At 70.2% G+C, this 16,327-nt stretch carries 15 protein-coding genes and 2 pseudogenes; 8 read left to right on the top strand and 9 right to left on the bottom strand.

Annotated features, from left to right (window positions below; genetic code table 11):
- Positions 1-66: 66 nt before the first annotated feature.
- Positions 67-1,281, bottom strand: coding sequence for a phosphoserine phosphatase SerB (gene serB / locus QIS96_RS36770; RefSeq protein ID WP_282547232.1), 1,215 nt, complete (start codon positions 1,279-1,281; stop codon positions 67-69).
- 359 nt (positions 1,282-1,640) lie between these two features.
- Between serB and QIS96_RS36775 the strand changes: the two genes are divergently transcribed.
- The gene (locus QIS96_RS36775; protein ID WP_282547233.1) at positions 1,641-4,253 is read left to right on the top strand and encodes an ABC transporter ATP-binding protein/permease; all 2,613 of its coding nucleotides are present in this window, start codon (positions 1,641-1,643) and stop codon (positions 4,251-4,253) included.
- Between the two features lie 85 nt (positions 4,254-4,338).
- Here QIS96_RS36775 and QIS96_RS36780 read toward each other — a convergent pair whose 3' ends face one another.
- The 4 genes and pseudogenes from QIS96_RS36780 to QIS96_RS37960 form a co-directional block, all read right to left on the bottom strand.
- The gene (locus QIS96_RS36780; RefSeq protein WP_282547234.1) at positions 4,339-5,028 is read right to left on the bottom strand and encodes a transglycosylase SLT domain-containing protein; all 690 of its coding nucleotides are present in this window, start codon (positions 5,026-5,028) and stop codon (positions 4,339-4,341) included.
- A 361-nt stretch (positions 5,029-5,389) separates the two neighbouring features.
- Positions 5,390-6,640 (bottom strand): S-adenosylmethionine:tRNA ribosyltransferase-isomerase, encoded by a 1,251-nt coding sequence (locus QIS96_RS36785; RefSeq protein WP_408907326.1) that lies wholly within the window; start codon positions 6,638-6,640, stop codon positions 5,390-5,392.
- Positions 6,571-6,747 (bottom strand): annotated as a pseudogene (locus QIS96_RS37955) (SDR family NAD(P)-dependent oxidoreductase); the annotation flags it as partial. The gene QIS96_RS36785 and the pseudogene QIS96_RS37955, both read right to left, overlap by 70 nt.
- 118 nt (positions 6,748-6,865) lie before the next feature.
- Positions 6,866-7,366 (bottom strand): annotated as a pseudogene (locus tag QIS96_RS37960) (SDR family NAD(P)-dependent oxidoreductase); the annotation flags it as partial.
- On the opposite strand from QIS96_RS37960, the gene QIS96_RS36795 reads away from it, so the two are divergent.
- From QIS96_RS36795 to QIS96_RS36805, 3 genes are all read left to right on the top strand, one after another.
- On the top strand, positions 7,311-8,456 hold the full coding sequence (locus tag QIS96_RS36795) for a GAF domain-containing sensor histidine kinase (protein WP_282547235.1): 1,146 nt from the start codon (positions 7,311-7,313) through the stop codon (positions 8,454-8,456). The pseudogene QIS96_RS37960 and the gene QIS96_RS36795 sit on opposite strands and share 56 nt — an antisense overlap.
- Positions 8,449-9,129: a response regulator gene (locus QIS96_RS36800; protein ID WP_282547236.1), complete on the top strand. Its 681-nt coding sequence runs from the start codon at positions 8,449-8,451 to the stop codon at positions 9,127-9,129. Before QIS96_RS36795 ends, QIS96_RS36800 begins: the two co-directional genes overlap by 8 nt.
- A 176-nt stretch (positions 9,130-9,305) precedes the next feature.
- Positions 9,306-9,548, top strand: coding sequence for a chaplin (locus tag QIS96_RS36805; protein ID WP_282547237.1), 243 nt, complete (start codon positions 9,306-9,308; stop codon positions 9,546-9,548).
- A gap of 312 nt (positions 9,549-9,860) precedes the next feature.
- Here the strand turns inward: QIS96_RS36805 and QIS96_RS36810 are convergent, their stop codons facing one another.
- The gene (locus QIS96_RS36810) at positions 9,861-10,649 is read right to left on the bottom strand and encodes a hypothetical protein (RefSeq protein WP_282547238.1); all 789 of its coding nucleotides are present in this window, start codon (positions 10,647-10,649) and stop codon (positions 9,861-9,863) included.
- Positions 10,650-10,769: 120 nt separating this feature from the next.
- Here QIS96_RS36810 and QIS96_RS36815 point away from each other — a divergent pair, with 120 nt between their 5' ends.
- From QIS96_RS36815 to QIS96_RS36825, 3 genes are all read left to right on the top strand, one after another.
- Positions 10,770-11,567, top strand: a complete 798-nt coding sequence (locus QIS96_RS36815; protein WP_282547239.1) for an ABC transporter ATP-binding protein — start codon at positions 10,770-10,772, stop codon at positions 11,565-11,567.
- A 124-nt stretch (positions 11,568-11,691) separates the two neighbouring features.
- The gene (locus QIS96_RS36820) at positions 11,692-12,120 is read left to right on the top strand and encodes an NfeD family protein (RefSeq protein ID WP_282547240.1); all 429 of its coding nucleotides are present in this window, start codon (positions 11,692-11,694) and stop codon (positions 12,118-12,120) included.
- A gap of 136 nt (positions 12,121-12,256) precedes the next feature.
- On the top strand, positions 12,257-13,216 hold the full coding sequence (locus QIS96_RS36825) for an SPFH domain-containing protein (protein ID WP_282547241.1): 960 nt from the start codon (positions 12,257-12,259) through the stop codon (positions 13,214-13,216).
- A 73-nt stretch (positions 13,217-13,289) separates the two neighbouring features.
- On the opposite strand, the gene QIS96_RS36830 is transcribed toward QIS96_RS36825, so the two are convergent.
- The 3 genes from QIS96_RS36830 to QIS96_RS36840 all read right to left on the bottom strand — a co-directional run bounded on the left by QIS96_RS36830 (position 13,290) and on the right by QIS96_RS36840 (position 15,368).
- Positions 13,290-13,799: an HNH endonuclease gene (locus QIS96_RS36830; protein ID WP_282547242.1), complete on the bottom strand. Its 510-nt coding sequence runs from the start codon at positions 13,797-13,799 to the stop codon at positions 13,290-13,292.
- A gap of 200 nt (positions 13,800-13,999) precedes the next feature.
- Complete coding sequence (locus tag QIS96_RS36835) at positions 14,000-14,536, bottom strand: YbhB/YbcL family Raf kinase inhibitor-like protein (RefSeq protein WP_282547243.1); 537 nt, start codon at positions 14,534-14,536, stop codon at positions 14,000-14,002.
- A gap of 49 nt (positions 14,537-14,585) precedes the next feature.
- Positions 14,586-15,368, bottom strand: a complete 783-nt coding sequence (locus tag QIS96_RS36840) for a sporulation protein (RefSeq protein WP_282547244.1) — start codon at positions 15,366-15,368, stop codon at positions 14,586-14,588.
- A 168-nt stretch (positions 15,369-15,536) separates the two neighbouring features.
- Between QIS96_RS36840 and QIS96_RS36845 the strand changes: the two genes are divergently transcribed.
- Positions 15,537-16,178 carry a DNA-3-methyladenine glycosylase gene (locus QIS96_RS36845; protein ID WP_282547245.1) on the top strand — a complete coding sequence of 214 codons (642 nt, stop codon included), beginning with the start codon at positions 15,537-15,539 and terminating at the stop codon, positions 16,176-16,178.
- Positions 16,179-16,327: the final 149 nt, after the last annotated feature.

Genomic DNA, 16,327 nt, shown 5'->3' on the forward strand with positions numbered 1-16,327 from the left:
CGCTGCCTCAGCCGCTCAGCCGCTCAGCTGCTCAGCCGCAGTCGTCGCGCGGCGGTTGCGAAACGATCAGTCCGTATGTGTGTCCGCCAGCTCCACCTCTTCGCGGGTGACCCCGAGGAGATACAGGACGGTGTCGAGGAACGGCACGTTCACCGCCGTGTGCGCGGCCTCGCGCACCACCGGCTTGGCGTTGAAGGCGACCCCGAGGCCCGCAGCGTTCAGCATGTCCAGGTCGTTGGCGCCGTCGCCGATCGCCACCGTCTGCTCCAGCGGAACCCCGGCCTCCGCCGCGAACCGGCGCAGCAGCCGCGCCTTGCCCGCGCGGTCCACGATCTCGCCGGTGACCTTGCCGGTCAGCTTGCCGTCGACGATCTCCAGCGTGTTGGCCTGCGCGAAGTCGAGCCCGAGCCGCTCCTTCAGGTCGTCCGTGACCTGCGTGAACCCACCCGACACGACGCCCACTTGGTAGCCGAGCCGCTTCAGCGTACGGATCAGGGTGCGGGCGCCCGGCGTCAGCCGGACCTCCGTACGCACCTTGTCCACCACCGAGGCGTCGAGCCCCTCAAGGAGCGCCACGCGCGCGTGCAGCGACTGCTCGAAGTCCAGCTCGCCGCGCATCGCCGCCGCCGTCACCTCGGCGACCTTGTCCTCGCAACCCGCGTGCGCCGCGAACAGCTCGATGACCTCGTCCTGGATCAGCGTCGAGTCCACGTCCATCACGATCAGGCGCTGCGCCCTGCGGTGCAGACCGGCCGAGACCACCGCGACGTCCACACCCTGCACGGCGGCCTCTATGGCGAGCGCCGTCCGCAGCGGCTCGGTCTCCGTGCCGGACACCGCGAACTCCACGGCTGTGACCGGGTACTTGGCGAGCCGGAAGATCCGGTCGATGTTGCCGCCGACGTCCGTGATCCGCGCCGTGATCGCCGCCGTCGCCTCGGCGGTCAGCGGGTGCCCGAGCACCGTCACGTGCGAACGGCCCTCACCGCGCGGCCGGTTGTCGCCGATGCCGGAGATGATCTCGGCCTGCATCTTCAGGGAGTCGGCCCAGCTGTGCACCGTGGACCGCAGCTCGCCCTCGAGCCCGGCGGGCGGCGCGGTGACCAGTGCGCACAGCACTATCCGGCCACGTGTGACGACCTGCTCCAGATCGATCACGTCTACGGAGAAGGCGGCGAGGGTGTCGAAGAGCCCCGCGGTGATGCCGGGCCGGTCCTTGCCGAAGATCTTGACGAGGAGGGTGGGTACGTCAGCGGTGTGGGGTGGCTGCGATGCGCTCATGGTGCTCTTACGGTATCCGGCGCCCTGTGGCACGTGCCTGGGCGTCCCGGCCTACGGACACCTGAGCGGCCCGCGACCGACTGTGCGACCCCCGCCCGTCGAGCTTATTTGGGGTGCGCTTTCCCAGCCGTACGCATATGTCCCGGTCCTTCATGATCCGTACGTACTGATGGTTGATTCGAGTCGTCCGATGGGGTTTGCGGTCCTCAACGGCCGGGCGGCGCAAGGGTCGTGGCCGTCTTTCCACAGGCCCGACTTTCAGTCTGCGGGCGGAGCCTGGAATAGTTCCCCACGATGTTCGACATCCCTAGACTCCCCAAGACGGGGGCTAGCTCGGGGGACGACGTAGTGGGGCTGGAGTGCCGGAACTCGTACTGGAATTGAATGGACAGACCTGGACGCTTGATGTGTCCAGGTCGTATGCCGTCGGACGTGATCCGGGCGGTGATGTGGTCATCGACGACGCCCGGGTCTCCTGGCGGCACGCGACGATCAGCTGGGGTGGCCGAAACTGGGTCATCGAGGACCACGGCAGCACCAACGGCACGTTCGTGCAGGGCCACCGGGTCCAGCACGTCGAGATCGGCCCCGGCTCCGCCGTGCACCTCGGCAACGCCACCGACGGACCGTGCCTCAACCTCGCGGCCGCCGGCGCCGCGGCGGGCGTCGCCGCCCCGCAGCAGGCCCAGGCCGCCCAGGCCCCGCACCAGGCGCCCGCCCCGTACCCGCAGCAGGGCGCCCCGCAGCAGGCCGGCCCCGGCTGGCAGCAGCAGGCCCCGCAGCAGGCCTGGCCGCAGCAGCCGCAGCCCGGTGCCGGCCAGGCGCACGTGCCGCAGCAGCAGGCGCCGCAGCAGCACCCCGGCCAGCCCGGTCAGCAGTACGCGCAGCAGCCCCCCGCCGGCGCGGGCGCGCCCCCGGCGCAGGGCGGCGACCGCAGTCCCACCACGTTCCACCAGGTCGCGCTCGGCCACGTCATGCGCATCGGCCGTGCCCTGGAGAACGAGCTGGTCGTCTCCGACCTGCAGGTCTCCCGCCACCACGCGGAGTTCCACGCGACCCCCGACGGCCGCTTCGAGATCCGCGACCTCGGCTCGCACAACGGCACCTACGTCAATGGCCAGCCGCTGCCCAAGTCGGGCACCGTGCCGATCGGCCCGAACGACATCGTCGGCGTCGGCCACTCCACGTTCCGCCTGGTCGACGGGCGCCTGGAGGAGTTCGTCGACACCGGCGAGGTCTCCTTCTCGGCCCGCCACCTCACGGTCACCGTCGACGGCGGCAAGCAGATCCTCAAGGACGTCTCCTTTGGCGTACCGGAGAAGTCCCTGATCGCCGTGATCGGCCCCTCCGGCTCCGGAAAGTCGACGCTCCTCAAGGCGCTCACCGGCTACCGCCCCGCCAACCAGGGCGAGGTCCTCTACGACAACCGGAACCTCTACAAGCAGTTCGCCGAGCTCCGGCAGCGCATCGGTCTGGTCCCGCAGGACGACATCCTGCACAAGGAGCTGACCGTCAAGAAGGCCCTCAAGTACGCCGCCAAGCTCCGCTTCCCCGCCGACACCAGCGAGCAGGAGCGCGAGCAGCGGATCGACGAGGTCCTGCGCGAGCTGAAGCTCGACATCCACAAGGACAAGAAGGTCACGTCCCTGTCGGGCGGTCAGCGCAAGCGCGTCTCCGTCGCCCTCGAACTGCTCACCAAGCCGTCCCTGATCTTCCTGGACGAGCCCACCTCGGGCCTCGACCCGGGCATGGACCGCGACGTCATGCAGCTCCTGCGCGGCCTCGCCGACGACGGCCGCACCGTGCTCGTCGTCACGCACTCCGTGGCCGAGCTGGCGATCTGCGACAAGCTCCTGGTGATGGCGCCGGGCGGCTCGGTGGCGTACTTCGGCCCGCCCGAGGAGGCCCTGAACTTCTTCGGCTACAGCACCTGGGCCGACGTCTTCTCCGCCTTCGAGAACTACCGCGACTACGACTGGGCGGGCCGCTGGAAGGGCTCGCAGCACTACCAGATGTACGCCGCGGACATCGACGCCGCCGCCCCGCAGCAGCCCCAGCAGCAGTACATGCAGCAGCCGCAGCAGGCGATGATGCGCCCGCCGAAACCGCAGGGCTGGGGCTCACAGCTCTTCACCCTGATCCGGCGGTACGTCTCCGTCATCGCGTCCGACAAGGGCTTCCTCGCCCTGACGGTGATCCTGCCCGCCGTGCTCGGCGCGGTCAGCCTCCTGATCGACCCGGACAAGGGCCTGCTCGTCAACGAGAAGGTCAACCCGGTCAACGGCCTGCACGTCCCGAACGGCACCGCCACCACGGTCCTGCTGATCCTCGCGGTCGGCGCGTGCTTCGCCGGCGCCGCCAACTCGGTCCGCGAGCTGATCAAGGAACGGGTCATCTACGAACGGGAGCGCGCCACCGGCCTCTCCCGCTCGGCGTACCTGATGTCCAAGGTGATCGTGCTCGGCACCGTCACCATCCTGCAGGGCCTGATGGTCGGCGCGATCGGCTTCGCCAGCCGTGAGCTGCCCGAGGAGGGCCTGATCCTGGGCGGCTCGGTGCTCCTGGAGCTGTCCCTGCCGATCATGGCCCTCGGCTTCACCGCGATGATGTTCGGCCTGGTCATCTCCTCGCTGGTGAAGACCGCCGAGAAGACCATGCCGCTGCTCGTGATGTTCGCGATCGTCCAGGTCGTCTTCACCGGCTGCCTGTTCATCCTGCACGGCACGGTCGGCGTCAACCAGTTCTCGTACCTGATGCCGTCCCGCTGGGCCGTCGCCGCCGCCGGCACGACCCTGGACTTCAACAACATCAACCCGAACACGGACGACCCGTCCAGCACGGACCCGCTGTGGGACCACGAGGTCGCCTCCTGGCTCCTCGACATGGGCGCGCTGATCGCGCTCGGCGTCCTCTGCGGCTTCCTCGTGGCGCGCTTCCTGCGCCGCCACGAGCCGGAGGTCATGCGCAAGTAACCGCACGCGGGTCGCGTACGCACGCCGAAGGGCGGCACCCCGAGTGGGGTGCCGCCCTTGTGCGTGTTCAGTGGTCTGCAGCTGCTCAGTAGGCGCTGTTGACGTTGTCCATGGAGCCGTAGCGGTCGGCGGCGTAGTTGGCCGCGGCGACGATGTTGGCGACCGGGTCGTACTGGTCGTGCTTGGTGCCCTCGACGTGGTACGCGTCGAAGGTGGGCTTGATGACCTGCAGCAGGCCCTTGGACGGGATGCCGTTCTGGGCGTTGATGTCCCAGTTGTTGATGGCACGCGGGTTGCCGGAAGACTCACGCATGATGTTGCGGTGCAGGCCCTCGTAGGTGCCCGGGATCCCTTCCTTCTTCATGATGGCGAGGGACTCCTTGATCCAGCCGTCCAGGTTGTTCGCGTAGACCGGCTTGCGGGCGGCGTCGCGGGCGGCGCGGGCCTTGGCGTCGCGCTCCTGCTTGGCCTTCTCGTCGGCCTTGGCCTTGGCGGCCTCGGCGGCGGCCTGCTTCTGGGCGGCGGTCTCGGCGGCCTTGGCGATGCCCTCGTAGGCGGTCTGCTGCTTGGCGACGCCGTTCTGGATGGTCTTGGCGTCCGCGTGGAAGGCGACGGGGGCGGCGGAGACCTCGGTGGCCTCCGCGGCCTGTGCGCTCTGGTCATTGCCCGGCACGAACGAGAACGCGAGGGCAGCGGCGCCGAGCGTGGCGACACCGGCGATCGTGATCTTCTGGCGCTTGGTCAGGGAAAGGCCAAGGGTGTTCTGCTGGGACATGTGAAAGGACCTCTTCGAAATAGCGGAGATCGCTCAACTTTTCCGACGCCGGTAACAGGGACTCCGGCAAAAACGCCGTGGTTTGTGTGACCACGGCGCCGAGCGACGAGAGCAATTCTTAGCTCCCGCAAAATTTCGAAGCAAAGGTGTGACGTACGAAGCTGCTTAGTGGATCAGGGTCGCCAGACCTGTCTGCTGTGTCTGTTTCTTCCGGGATGTTCGGCAGGTTCTTCCGGGATCCATGGCATCCAATCGGTCAACTAGGACACTTCGTACGTGACGTGCGCCCTATGTGCGGCCTCACATCGGGCGCGTAACAGTCTCACCAAACGTTGCCACAGCAATTCATACGGTGACTGCTTTAAGCCTTGAAGATCAAATGGCTGTCGCCGAACTCGTGCCAGTGGTAGCGGCGCCGTACCGCTTCCCTGTATCCGGCCGTCACCGCGGCCTTTCCCGCGATCGCGGCGAGCAGCGAAAGGTGCGAGGCCGTCGGCTCGTGCAGGCCGGTGAGCACGCCGCTCACCACCCGAACTCCGCGCTCCGGAGTCAGTACGAGATCCGTCCACCCCGCGGCCGCCCGCACCACGCCCGCCCCGTCCGCCGCCGACTCGACGGCACGCACGGCCGTCGTGCCGACCGCGACCACCCGGCCGCCGCCCGCCCGCGCCGCGTTGATCAGCCGCGCCGAAGCCTCCGGTACGGAGAACCGCTCCGGGTACGGCGGCTCGTGCGCCTCGGCCGATGCGACCCCGGTGTGCAGCGTGACCGGCGCGAACTGCACGCCCCTGCTGACCGCCTCCGCCACAAGCCGGTCCGTGAACGGCCGCCCCGCACTCGGCATCTCCGCCGAGCCCGCCCCGTCGGGCGAGGGCAGCGCGAACACCGTCTGGTACGCGGACAGCGGCTGGTCCCGCTCCGTATAGGCGTAACGGATGGGCCGCCCGTGCTCGCGCAGCAGCTCCGGCACCCCGACGGGCCCCCGCGCCCACCACAGCCGCGCGCTCCGCTCGCTCAGCAGTTCCTCCAGTACGAGCGAACGGCCGCCGGGCAGCGCCACCCGCGTCCCCTCAGGACCGCCCGCACGCGCGCGCGTGGTGCCCGATCCGTCGGGCTCCCGCAGCTCTACGGCCCAGCGCCCGTCGTCACCGCGCGTCGAAAAATGCACCACTACGCGCGCGTGCTCCGTGTTTCCGTCGCGCGCCCCGCCCCGGGCAGCCGCTGCTCCACCGGCACGCGCGCGGACAGGGACTCCGGCACGTGCAGCCCCGCGAGGACAGGGCCGACCGCCGTGTGCCCGGCCGAGTCGGGCACACCGGCCGCACTCGCATCGCCGCCTTGCATCTTCAAAGCTCCGCCCCCGGCTCGGCTCCCAGCTCCGGCTGTGTACCGCCCGCTCGCCGGCCGGGTGTCGAGCAGCCGCAGGAACGCCGGAACCACCGTCTCCGGCAGTGGCCGCCCGGAGTCGTCGTCGAGCGGCGCCGCCGCCCGGTACAGATCGGTCCGCATGTCGCCCGGATCCACCGCCCACACCCGCAGCTCCGGCTCCTCCACCGCGAGCACCGCGGACAGCTGGTCGAGCGCCGCTTTGGAAGCGCCGTACCCGCCCCATGTCTCGTACGCCTCGACGGCCGCGTCCGAGCTCAGGTCGATCACCGCGCCCGCCTCGGCGGCCCGCAGCAGCGGCAGCGCCTCCCGGACCAGGCCGAGCGCCGCCACGACATTCGTCTCCAGGGCCTGCCGCAAGCCGTCGAGCGGCAACTCCTCCAGACGTACGAGCGGGCTCGGCGCCCAGCGCGCCGGCGTTGTTCACCAGGAGGTCGAGCCCACCGAGCTGCCGCGCCGCCGCCGCCAGGGCACTGCGGTGCCGGGCGTCCGTCACGTCCCCAGAAACCGCGCGCACGCGCGCGTGCGCGTCGCCGGGCCCCTTCCCGATCTCCAGCTCCCGCGCGGTGTCCCGCAACGGGCCCGCGGACCGCGCGTCCAGTACGAGGTCCCAACCGCGGGCGGCCAGTGCCGTGGCCAGGGCCCGACCGAACCCTTTCGAAGCCCCCGTGACGACCGCGACAGGCATCGGAATCCAGCCCCTCGAATCCAGCCGCCGGCCCCGGCCCGTACGCCTGGACCGGCGGTTCCCGACTCTCAACCTACGAAGCCGACCGGCCCCGGACCTGAGCCGCCGGACCGCACCGACCAGGGGCCTTCGGCCTAGTCCCCGGGGCCCAAGCGGTCGCCTTCGAGCGGCCGATCCGGCTGTCAGAGCCCGCCGGTACGGTGAGGCCATGACCGACGGTCCCCGATCAGGTCTGCTCGCGGTGAGCTCCGCACTCCTCGCCATGAGCAGGCACCTAGAAGTGCGCGACGTCCTCAAGACGATCGTCGTCTCGGCCCGTGAACTCCTCGGCGCGGAGTACGCGGCCCTCGGCGTGCCCGACGACCACGGCGGCTTCGCCCAGTTCGTCGTCGACGGCGTCAGCGAGGAGCAGTGGAAGGCCATCGGCCCGCTGCCGCGCCAGCACGGCATCCTCGCCTCGATGCTGCACAGCGCACGCACCGAGCGCCTCGCCGACGTGCGCGAGGACCCCCGCTTCGAGGGCTGGCCGTCCGCGCACCCCGAGATGTCCGACTTCCTCGGCATGCCCATCCGGGACGGCGAGGAGACCCTCGGCGCGCTCTTCCTCGCGAACAAGAACTGCCCGAAGCCACAGGGCGGTTGCGGCTTCACCGAGGAGGACGAGGCGTTGCTCGGCATCTTCGCCCAGCACGCCGCGCTCGCCCTCACCAACGCCCGCCTGTACGAACGCAGTCGGGAGCTGACGATCGCCGAGGAGCGCTCCCGCCTGGCGCACGAGCTGCACGACGCCGTGAGCCAGAAGCTGTTCTCGCTGCGCCTGACCGCCCAGGCCGCCGCCGCCCTGGTGGACCGCGACCCCGGCCGCGCCAAGGGCGAACTCCAGCAGGTCGCCGCGCTCGCCGCAGAGGCGGCCGACGAACTGCGCGCCGCAGTCGTGGAGTTGCGCCCCGCGGGCCTGGACGAGGACGGCCTCGTCGCCACCCTGCGCACGCAGATCCAGGTCCTGGACCGCGCCCACTCCGCGCACGTCACGTTCGACTGCACCGGAGTGCGCGCCCTGCCCGCCGCCCAGGAAGAGGCGATGCTGCGCGTCGCCCAGGAGGCGCTGCACAACGCCCTGCGCCACTCCGGCGCCACGCGCGTGTGCGTGCTGCTGCAAAAGCTGGGCCAGGGCGCGGAGTTGAGCATCACCGACGACGGCAGCGGATTCGACACCGGCGCGGTGCGGCGAGCGGGACGCCACCTCGGCCTGGTCTCCATGAAGCACCGGGCCGGCGGGGTGGGCGGCCGCCTGACCGTGGAATCGGCGCCCGGCAAGGGCACCACGATCACAATGGAGGTCCCCGGTGGCTGAAGAAGAACGCTCCGAGTCGCGCGAAGCGGCAGCCGGCCGCGCCATCAGGGTGCTGCTCGTCGACGACCACCAGGTGGTCCGCCGCGGCCTGCGCACGTTCCTCGAGGTCCAGGACGACATCGAGGTCGTCGGAGAGGCCGCCGACGGTGCCGAGGGTGTGGCCCGTACGGAAGAACTCCGCCCGGACGTCGTCCTGATGGACGTGAAGATGCCCGGCATGGACGGCGTCGAGGCCCTGCGCAAACTGCGCGAACTGGCCAACCCCGCCAAGGTGTTGATCGTCACCAGCTTCACCGAGCAGCGCACGGTCGTCCCGGCCCTACGCGCGGGTGCGGCAGGTTACGTCTACAAGGACGTGGACCCGGACGCCCTCGCCGGCGCCATCCGCTCCGTGCACGCCGGCCATGTCCTGCTCCAGCCCGAGGTCGCGGGCGCCCTGCTCGCCCAGGAGGAGTCGGGCGGCGCGCAGGGCCGGGGCGGCTCGCTCACCGAGCGCGAGCGCGAGGTCCTCGGCCTGATCGCCGACGGCCGCTCCAACCGCGAGATCGCCCGCGCCCTGGTGCTGTCCGAGAAGACCGTCAAGACCCACGTCTCCAACATCCTCATGAAACTCGACCTCGCGGACCGCACCCAGGCGGCCCTCTGGGCGGTACGGCACGGGCTGGCCGGCTGAGACGCGAGCGGTCCGCGCGGGTGCCTCGACTCCCGCCGCGGACCGTCATATTCCGGTCTGAGATTCATACCGTCGTGTGGATGTCGCCCGTACGGCGCAACCTCCGTCGGGCCGGGGCGTTCTCCAGTGCGTGCTGCGGCGGCTGGCCGCAGCTTCCCCAAGAAGGGTCACAAGAAGTGATGAAGCTCAAGAAGGCCGCCGCTGTCACGATGATGGCCGGTGGCCTGATCGCCGCCGGCGCCGGCGTGGCCTCCGCCACCAGCGCGGACGCCGTCGGCACGGCCGTCAACTCCCCGGGCATCGGCTCCGGCAACGTCGTGCAGGCGCCGGTGCACGTCCCGGTCAACGCTGTGGGCAACACCGTGAACGTCATCGGCGTGCTCAACCCGGCCTTCGGGAACGCCGCCGTCAACAACTGACGTACGCCCCGGGTCACTTGCCGACCACCGGCCCTCCAGGCAGCAACCGCCTGGAGGGCCGCGGCATGCCTGCACCCGCGCGCGAGCGGGGGAGACCCGCCCGCGTCCCGTACGCCCTGAAAGCCCGCCCGCGCGCGCAACCCCGGCAGCACCCCCGCCCGGCAGGGCCGCCCGCACCCAGCAGTACGCCCACGCGAGCGCACGCCTGCCCGAGTGCACATCCGCCCGACCGCACGCCCGTGCGCCTCTGCGCCCCCGCCTCAACTCAGCACGCCGGGAAGGGACTCAGGGACTTCCGGCCCCAGGCGAGCCTCAGCGTGCGCCGCGCTCCCGCTCCTCCACGAACGCGTTGTACGCCGCCACCTGCGCCCGCCGCGCGGTCCGCTCCACCGGGCGCAGCGCCTCGTGCCGGGCCGCCATCTCCGAGGCGCTCACCGCCCCGCCGTGCCCGTTCTCGTACGCCACCGAGATCAGCAGTGCCACCCGCTGCGCCAGCTCCAACACCCGTACCGCGCGCGGCGGATAGCCCGGCGCGAGGACCTCGCGGCCGTGCTCGGCACGCGCCCGGTACGCATCGATCGCCGCCTCCGCGACCGGCCCCGAAGCGGCGACGTCGAGCCGCGACAGGATCCGCGTCGCGTCCCGCAGCGCCTCCGCCAGCTCCCGCTCCGCCTCGCCGAGCGACGGGACGTCCGCAGGCGGGGCCTCGCGCACCGGCAGGCAGTGCCAGACGACCTCGACATGCACGTCACCTGCGGGCCCCGCCTCGTACACCTCGGGCACGAGCCCGAGCGCGACCCCGTGGCAGACGACCGCCTCCTCGGCCTCCAGGGCGCGCGCGTTGAACTCCGGCGGACCGCTGAGCCCGAGCGGATGCCCCGGCGCGGGCAGCGCCACCCGCAGCCCCGTCGCCCCGAGCGTCCGCAGCCGCCCGAGCGCGAGGGTCAGGCCGACCTGACCGGGCTCGCCCGGCAGCCCCTCGACCCGGTGCACGGCGTCCTCGCCGACGACGGCGAGCACCGCCTCATCCGGCGAGACAAGTCCCGCAATAAGGGCATTTCCCCATGAGGCCAGCAGGCCCGAGCGTGGTTCCGTGAGCATGGACACCAGCCTAAGGACCCCACTGGGGACAGGACTGTCCGACCGGTGGCGTAGGTTTTATCCGGGGGCTGCGTCCACAGACGCAAGCGAGACGAGACTGCAATGGGAGACAACGCGCTCATGAGCGATGTTCTGGAGCTGGTGGACGTATCCGTGGTCCGCGAGGGCCGGGCCCTGGTGGACCAGGTCTCCTGGTCCGTCAAGGAAGGCGAGCGCTGGGTCATCCTCGGCCCCAACGGCGCGGGCAAGACGACCCTGTTGAACGTCGCGTCGAGCTACCTCTTCCCCACCACGGGCACCGCCACCGTCCTCGGCGAGACCCTCGGCAAGCCCGGCACGGACGTCTTCGAGCTCCGCCCGCGCATCGGCGTCGCCGGCATCGCCCTCGCCGACAAGCTGCCCAAGCGCCAGACCGTCCTGCAGACCGTCCTCACCGCGGCGTACGGAATGACCGCCACCTGGCACGAGGACTACGAAGAGGTGGACGAGCAGCGCGCCCGCGCCTTCCTCGACCGCCTCGGCATGACGGAGTACGTCGACCGCAGGTTCGGCACCCTCTCCGAGGGCGAGCGCAAGCGCACCCTGATCGCCCGCGCCCTGATGACCGACCCCGAGCTCCTCCTGCTCGACGAGCCCGCCGCCGGCCTCGACCTCGGCGGCCGCGAGGACCTCGTCCGCCGCCTCGGCCGCCTCGCCCGCGACCCGATCGCCCCCTCGATGCTGATGGTCACCCACCACGTCGAGGAGATCGCCCCCGGCTTCACGCACGTCCTGATGATCCGCCAGGGCAAGGTGCTCGCCGCCGGACCCATCGAGCTGGAGCTCACCTCCCGCAACCTCTCCCGCTGCTTCGGCCTCCCCCTGGTCGTCGAGCAGAACGGCGACCGCTGGACGGCCCAGGGCCTCCCGCTGAGCTGACCCGGAGCGCAGCGGCACGGCCCCGGCCGTGCCGCCCTCGCCCCTCCGAGAGGCCGAAGTGCGCCTGCCCCAGGGGCCCGATGCACCCTGTCCTTCGGACGACCTTCGCGCCTACGATGACCACGTGGACATCGACGCATGGGTGTGGTGGCTGATCGCGGCGGTCGGCCTCGGAATTCCTCTGGTCCTGACGGCAATGCCGGAGTTCGGGATGTTCGCGGTGGGCGCCGTCGCCGGCGCCGTGACGGCCGCCCTCGGCGGCGGCGTCACCCTGCAGGTGGTGGTCTTCGCCGTCGTCTCGGTCGCCCTCATCGCGGTCGTACGGCCCATCGCCGCCCGGCACCGCTCGCAACAGCCCCAAGTCGCCTCCGGAATCGACGCGTTGAAGGGCAGGCAGGCCGAAGTCCTCGAGCGGGTCGACGCCCGCACCGGCCGCATCAAGCTCGCCGGCGAGGTCTGGTCCGCCCGCGCCCTCGACGCCACCCAGTCCTTCGAGGTGGGCCAGCAGGTGGACGTCGTCGAGATCGACGGAGCGACGGCGATCGTCATGTGACGGCAACGCGGCGGACGTTGGCGTGAACTGACCGAACGTCCCCCGCGCACCGCAGTGGTCTGACAGACTCGACCACCAAGATCTTTCCGATGGTCACCAAGGCAATCAAAGGCAAGAAGGGCTCGGGGGAACACCGATGGAACCGATCATCATCGTCCTCATCATCCTGGTGGTGCTCGTCTTCATCGCCCTGATCAAGACGATCCAGGTGATTCCGCAGGCCAGCGCCGCGATCGTGGAGCGCTTCGGCCGCTACACGCGCACGCTGAACGCAGGACTGAACATCGTCGTCCCGTTCATCGACTCCGTACGCAACCGCATCGACCTCCGCGAGCAGGTCGTCCCCTTCCCGCCGCAGCCGGTGATCACCCAGGACAACCTGGTGGTCAACATCGACACGGTCATCTACTACCAGGTGACCGACGCCCGCGCCGCGACGTACGAAGTGGCCAGCTACATCCAGGCGATCGAGCAGCTCACCGTCACCACCCTGCGCAACATCATCGGCGGCATGGACCTGGAGCGGACCCTGACCTCCCGCGAGGAGATCAACGCAGCGCTCCGCGGAGTCCTCGACGAGGCCACCGGCAAGTGGGGCATCCGCGTCAACCGCGTCGAGCTCAAGGCGATCGAGCCGCCGACCTCCATCCAGGACTCGATGGAGAAGCAGATGCGTGCCGACCGCGACAAGCGCGCCGCGATCCTCACCGCGGAGGGCATCCGCCAGTCCGCGATCCTCACCGCAGAGGGCGAGAAGCAGTCCGCGATCCTCAAGGCCGAAGGTGAGGCCAAGGCCGCGGCCCTGCGCGCGGAAGGCGAGGCCCAGGCCGTCCGCACGGTCTTCGAGGCCATCCACGCCGGCGACCCGGACCAGAAGCTGCTGTCGTACCAGTACCTCCAGATGCTCCCGAAGATCGCCGAGGGCGACGCCAACAAGCTCTGGATCGTCCCCAGCGAGATCGGCGACGCCCTCAAGGGCCTCTCCGGCGCCATGGGCAACTTCGGTGCCATGGGCGGCGGTTCGAGCACCCCGACGGTCCCCGCCCCCGCCAAGTCCCTCAGCCCCGAGCGCCGCGAACAGCCCCCGCTCGACTGACAGTTGTACGTACGAGGGCCCGCCTCCCGATCAAGGAGGCGGGCCCTCGTACGTGCTCACGCCGGTGGGCAGCTCACGCCGCGGCCGGCTCCGGCAGCCAGTCCGGCAGCCCGGCCCGCCCGTCCGCGCCCAGGGCGAGCAGCATCGCGTCCGTCGGCGTCGGCACGTACGGCTGGAAGAGCAGCGGCATGCCCGCCTCCTCCGGAGTCCGGTCGGCCTTGCGGTGGTTGTCCGGCGCGCACGAGGCGACCGTGTTCAGCCAGGTGTCCCCACCGCCCTGCGACTTCGGCACCACGTGGTCCACCGTCGTCGCCCGACGCCCGCAGTACGCGCACTTGTGCCGGTCCCGGACCAGCACACCCCGCCTCGACCACGGCGCCTGTCTTCGGAACGGCACCCGCACGAACCGCAGCAGCCGGATCACCCGAGGCACCGGCAGATCCACCGCGGCGGCACGCATCCGCAGCTCGGGGTGGGAGGCTTCGACGACGGCCTTGTCCTGCAGCACCAGTACGACAGCACGGTGCAGCGACACCGTCGACAGCGGCTCGAAGCTCGCGTTCAGCACCAGCGTGTCCCGCATTTTCCGCCCACCCTCCCGTGTTGCACCTGCCCACCCCACGGCGGACTTGGATCAACTCTGGCCGGGCGCGCCGCATGGGACAACGGAATAAAAAATGCCCGCCCCTGATCAATTCCATGACCAAGGGCGGGCAAACAGCCGGTGAACGATCGACTTTCGGCCGGAAAGCGTCGCAGCCAGCCGGAACGCGTCTCTCGCGATCAGCCTGCGTCGGGCGCCGTGTACTCACCGACGAGCTGCGCGCGCGCCAGCGTGTGGAACCGCAGGTTGAAGCCGACGACCGCCGGCGAAGCGTCCGCGTCCGGCCCCAACTTCTCCTGGTCCACCGCGTACACGGTGAACACATAGCGGTGCGCGCCGTCCCCGGGCGGGGGAGCGGCGCCGCCGAACTCCTTCGAGCCGTAGTCGTTGCGCGCGTGCACGGCGCCCTCGGGGAGACCCTCGAACTTGCCGCTGCCCGCACCGGCGGGGAGCTCCGTGACCGAGGCCGGAATGTCGAACAGGACCCAGTGCCAGAACCCGCTGCCCGTAGGCGCATCGGGGTCGAAACACGTCACGGCGAAGCTCTTGGTGTTCTCCGGGAAGCCCTCCCACCGCAGCTGCGGCGAGACATTGCCACCCGACAGCACCTGGCCGTCCCCGAGCACCTCACCCGGCGCCACGTCCTCGCTCAGCACAGCGAACGACGGCACCTGCGGCAGGAATTCATGGGGAAGCGGCGGCCTCTTGTCAGTCACGTCAAACCTCCGGTCCAGCGATAGAGCCTGCAGCGCAAAAGCCTAGGCCCTAGGCCCAGTTGCGCTTGCCGCCGACCTCGGAAAGCCACTGATTGAGGTAGGCCGCCCAGTCGGTCCCCTGGAAGTCCGCGAGCCCCACCTTGAACGCGCGGTACGAGTCACTGCCCGAGGTGAAAAGACCCGGCTTCTTGTCCATCTCCAGAATGACGTCCATCTCCTGGTCGTCCGCGACGAAGCTCAACTCGACCTGGTTGATGCCCCGGTACTGCTGCGGCGAGAAGAACTCGATCTCCTGGTAGAACGGCAGCTTCTGCCGCGTACCGCGAATGTGACCGCGCTCCATGTCCGCGCTCTTGAAGCGGAAACCGAGCTGGATGAAGGCGTCGAGAATGGCCTGCTGCGCGGGGAGCGGGTGCACGTTGACCGGGTCCAGGTCGCCCGAGTCCACCGCACGCGCGATGGCCAGCTCGGTGGTCACACCGATGTTCATGCCGCGCAGCGCGGTGCCGTCGATCATCGTCACCGGCGTCTCCCACGGAACCTCGAGCCCGAACGGCACCGTGTACACCTGGTTCGCCTGCAGCTGGAACGCGCCACCGAGCTGCTGCCGGGTGAACTCGATGTCCTGCTTGGTCTCCTGGTCACCGCCCTCGACCTCGACGCGCGCCTGCAGACCGACGGAAAGACCCTCGATCTCCTGATCCACGGACCCGCCCTGGATCCGCACCTCACCCTGCACGACGCCACCAGGTACGACGTTGACCTCGGTGAGCACCGTCTCCACCGAAGCACCACCAGCACCCAGGCTCGCAAGCAGCTTCTTGAACCCCATGGCTTCTCCCCGCACTCTCGTCCCAGCGGACGGTGAACTCTGACCTACGGTCTCTACGACCACTACAAACGCGTTCCGGCCCTGGCCGGTTCCGCACCCTCACCCTGGCAAGGGCCGGCTCCCTCGACCACCCGCGCGAGAGCATCCTTTGCACTACGCTCCTACGCCATGATCGCGGCCCCTGACCGTACGCCCCTGCCCAGGGAGTTCTTCGACCGACCCGTCCTCGAAGTGGCCCCGGACCTCCTCGGCCGCACCCTGGTGCGCAGCACACCGGAGGGCCCGATACATCTCCGCCTCACAGAAGTAGAGGCGTACGACGGCATGAAGGACCCGGGCTCCCACGCCTACCGCGGCCGCACCCGCCGCAACGCGGTGATGTTCGGCCCGCCCGGCTATGCGTACGTCTACTTCACGTACGGGATGTGGCACTGCATGAACCTGGTGTGCGGCCCGGACGGCATCGCCAGTGCGGTGCTGCTGCGTGCCGGTGAGATCACCGAGGGCGCGGAGCTCACCCGGAGCCGGCGGCGTTCGGCCCGCAACGACAAGGAACTCGCCAAGGGCCCGGCCCGTCTGGCCACGGCGCTCGACATCGACCGAGCCCTCGACGGCACGGATGTCTGCGCCGGCCTGCCGTCCCCGCTGTCGATCCTCACCGGGGTGCCGATCTCCGACGAGCAGGTGCGCAATGGTCCGCGCACCGGAGTCTCGGGCGAAGGCGGTGTCCATCCCTGGCGCTTCTGGATCGCCAACGACCCGACGGTGAGCCCGTATCGGGCCCACAAGCCCCGTCGTCGCTCGACTTGACGCGTCCCCTGGGGGTCCGTAATGTAGCCCGAGCCTCTTGAACCGGGTACTGCCTTCGACAGCAGCCGGAAGAGGCCAACCCACTCTCTAATGCAACTTCCCTCAAACGGGGTCAATTTCGGCATGCCCGAATTTGAATTCTGAGGCCC

The organism is Streptomyces cavernicola (assembly GCF_029968035.1).
GTDB classification, from domain to species: Bacteria; Actinomycetota; Actinomycetes; order Streptomycetales; family Streptomycetaceae; genus Streptomyces; species Streptomyces cavernicola.

Coding starts and splice junctions, on each gene's coding strand:
- QIS96_RS36795 (WP_282547235.1), top strand. CDS start 7,311: ATGACCGACGGTCCCCGATCAGGTCTGCTCGCGGTGAGCTCCGCACTC.
- serB (WP_282547232.1), bottom strand. CDS start 1,281: ATGAGCGCATCGCAGCCACCCCACACCGCTGACGTACCCACCCTCCTC.
- QIS96_RS36780 (WP_282547234.1), bottom strand. CDS start 5,028: ATGTCCCAGCAGAACACCCTTGGCCTTTCCCTGACCAAGCGCCAGAAG.
- QIS96_RS36840 (WP_282547244.1), bottom strand. CDS start 15,368: ATGGGGTTCAAGAAGCTGCTTGCGAGCCTGGGTGCTGGTGGTGCTTCG.
- QIS96_RS36815 (WP_282547239.1), top strand. CDS start 10,770: ATGAGCGATGTTCTGGAGCTGGTGGACGTATCCGTGGTCCGCGAGGGC.
- QIS96_RS36785 (WP_408907326.1), bottom strand. CDS start 6,640: ATGGGGCGGGTACGGCGCTTCCAAAGCGGCGCTCGACCAGCTGTCCGC.
- QIS96_RS36845 (WP_282547245.1), top strand. CDS start 15,537: ATGATCGCGGCCCCTGACCGTACGCCCCTGCCCAGGGAGTTCTTCGAC.
- QIS96_RS36830 (WP_282547242.1), bottom strand. CDS start 13,799: ATGCGGGACACGCTGGTGCTGAACGCGAGCTTCGAGCCGCTGTCGACG.
- QIS96_RS36810 (WP_282547238.1), bottom strand. CDS start 10,649: ATGCTCACGGAACCACGCTCGGGCCTGCTGGCCTCATGGGGAAATGCC.
- QIS96_RS36825 (WP_282547241.1), top strand. CDS start 12,257: ATGGAACCGATCATCATCGTCCTCATCATCCTGGTGGTGCTCGTCTTC.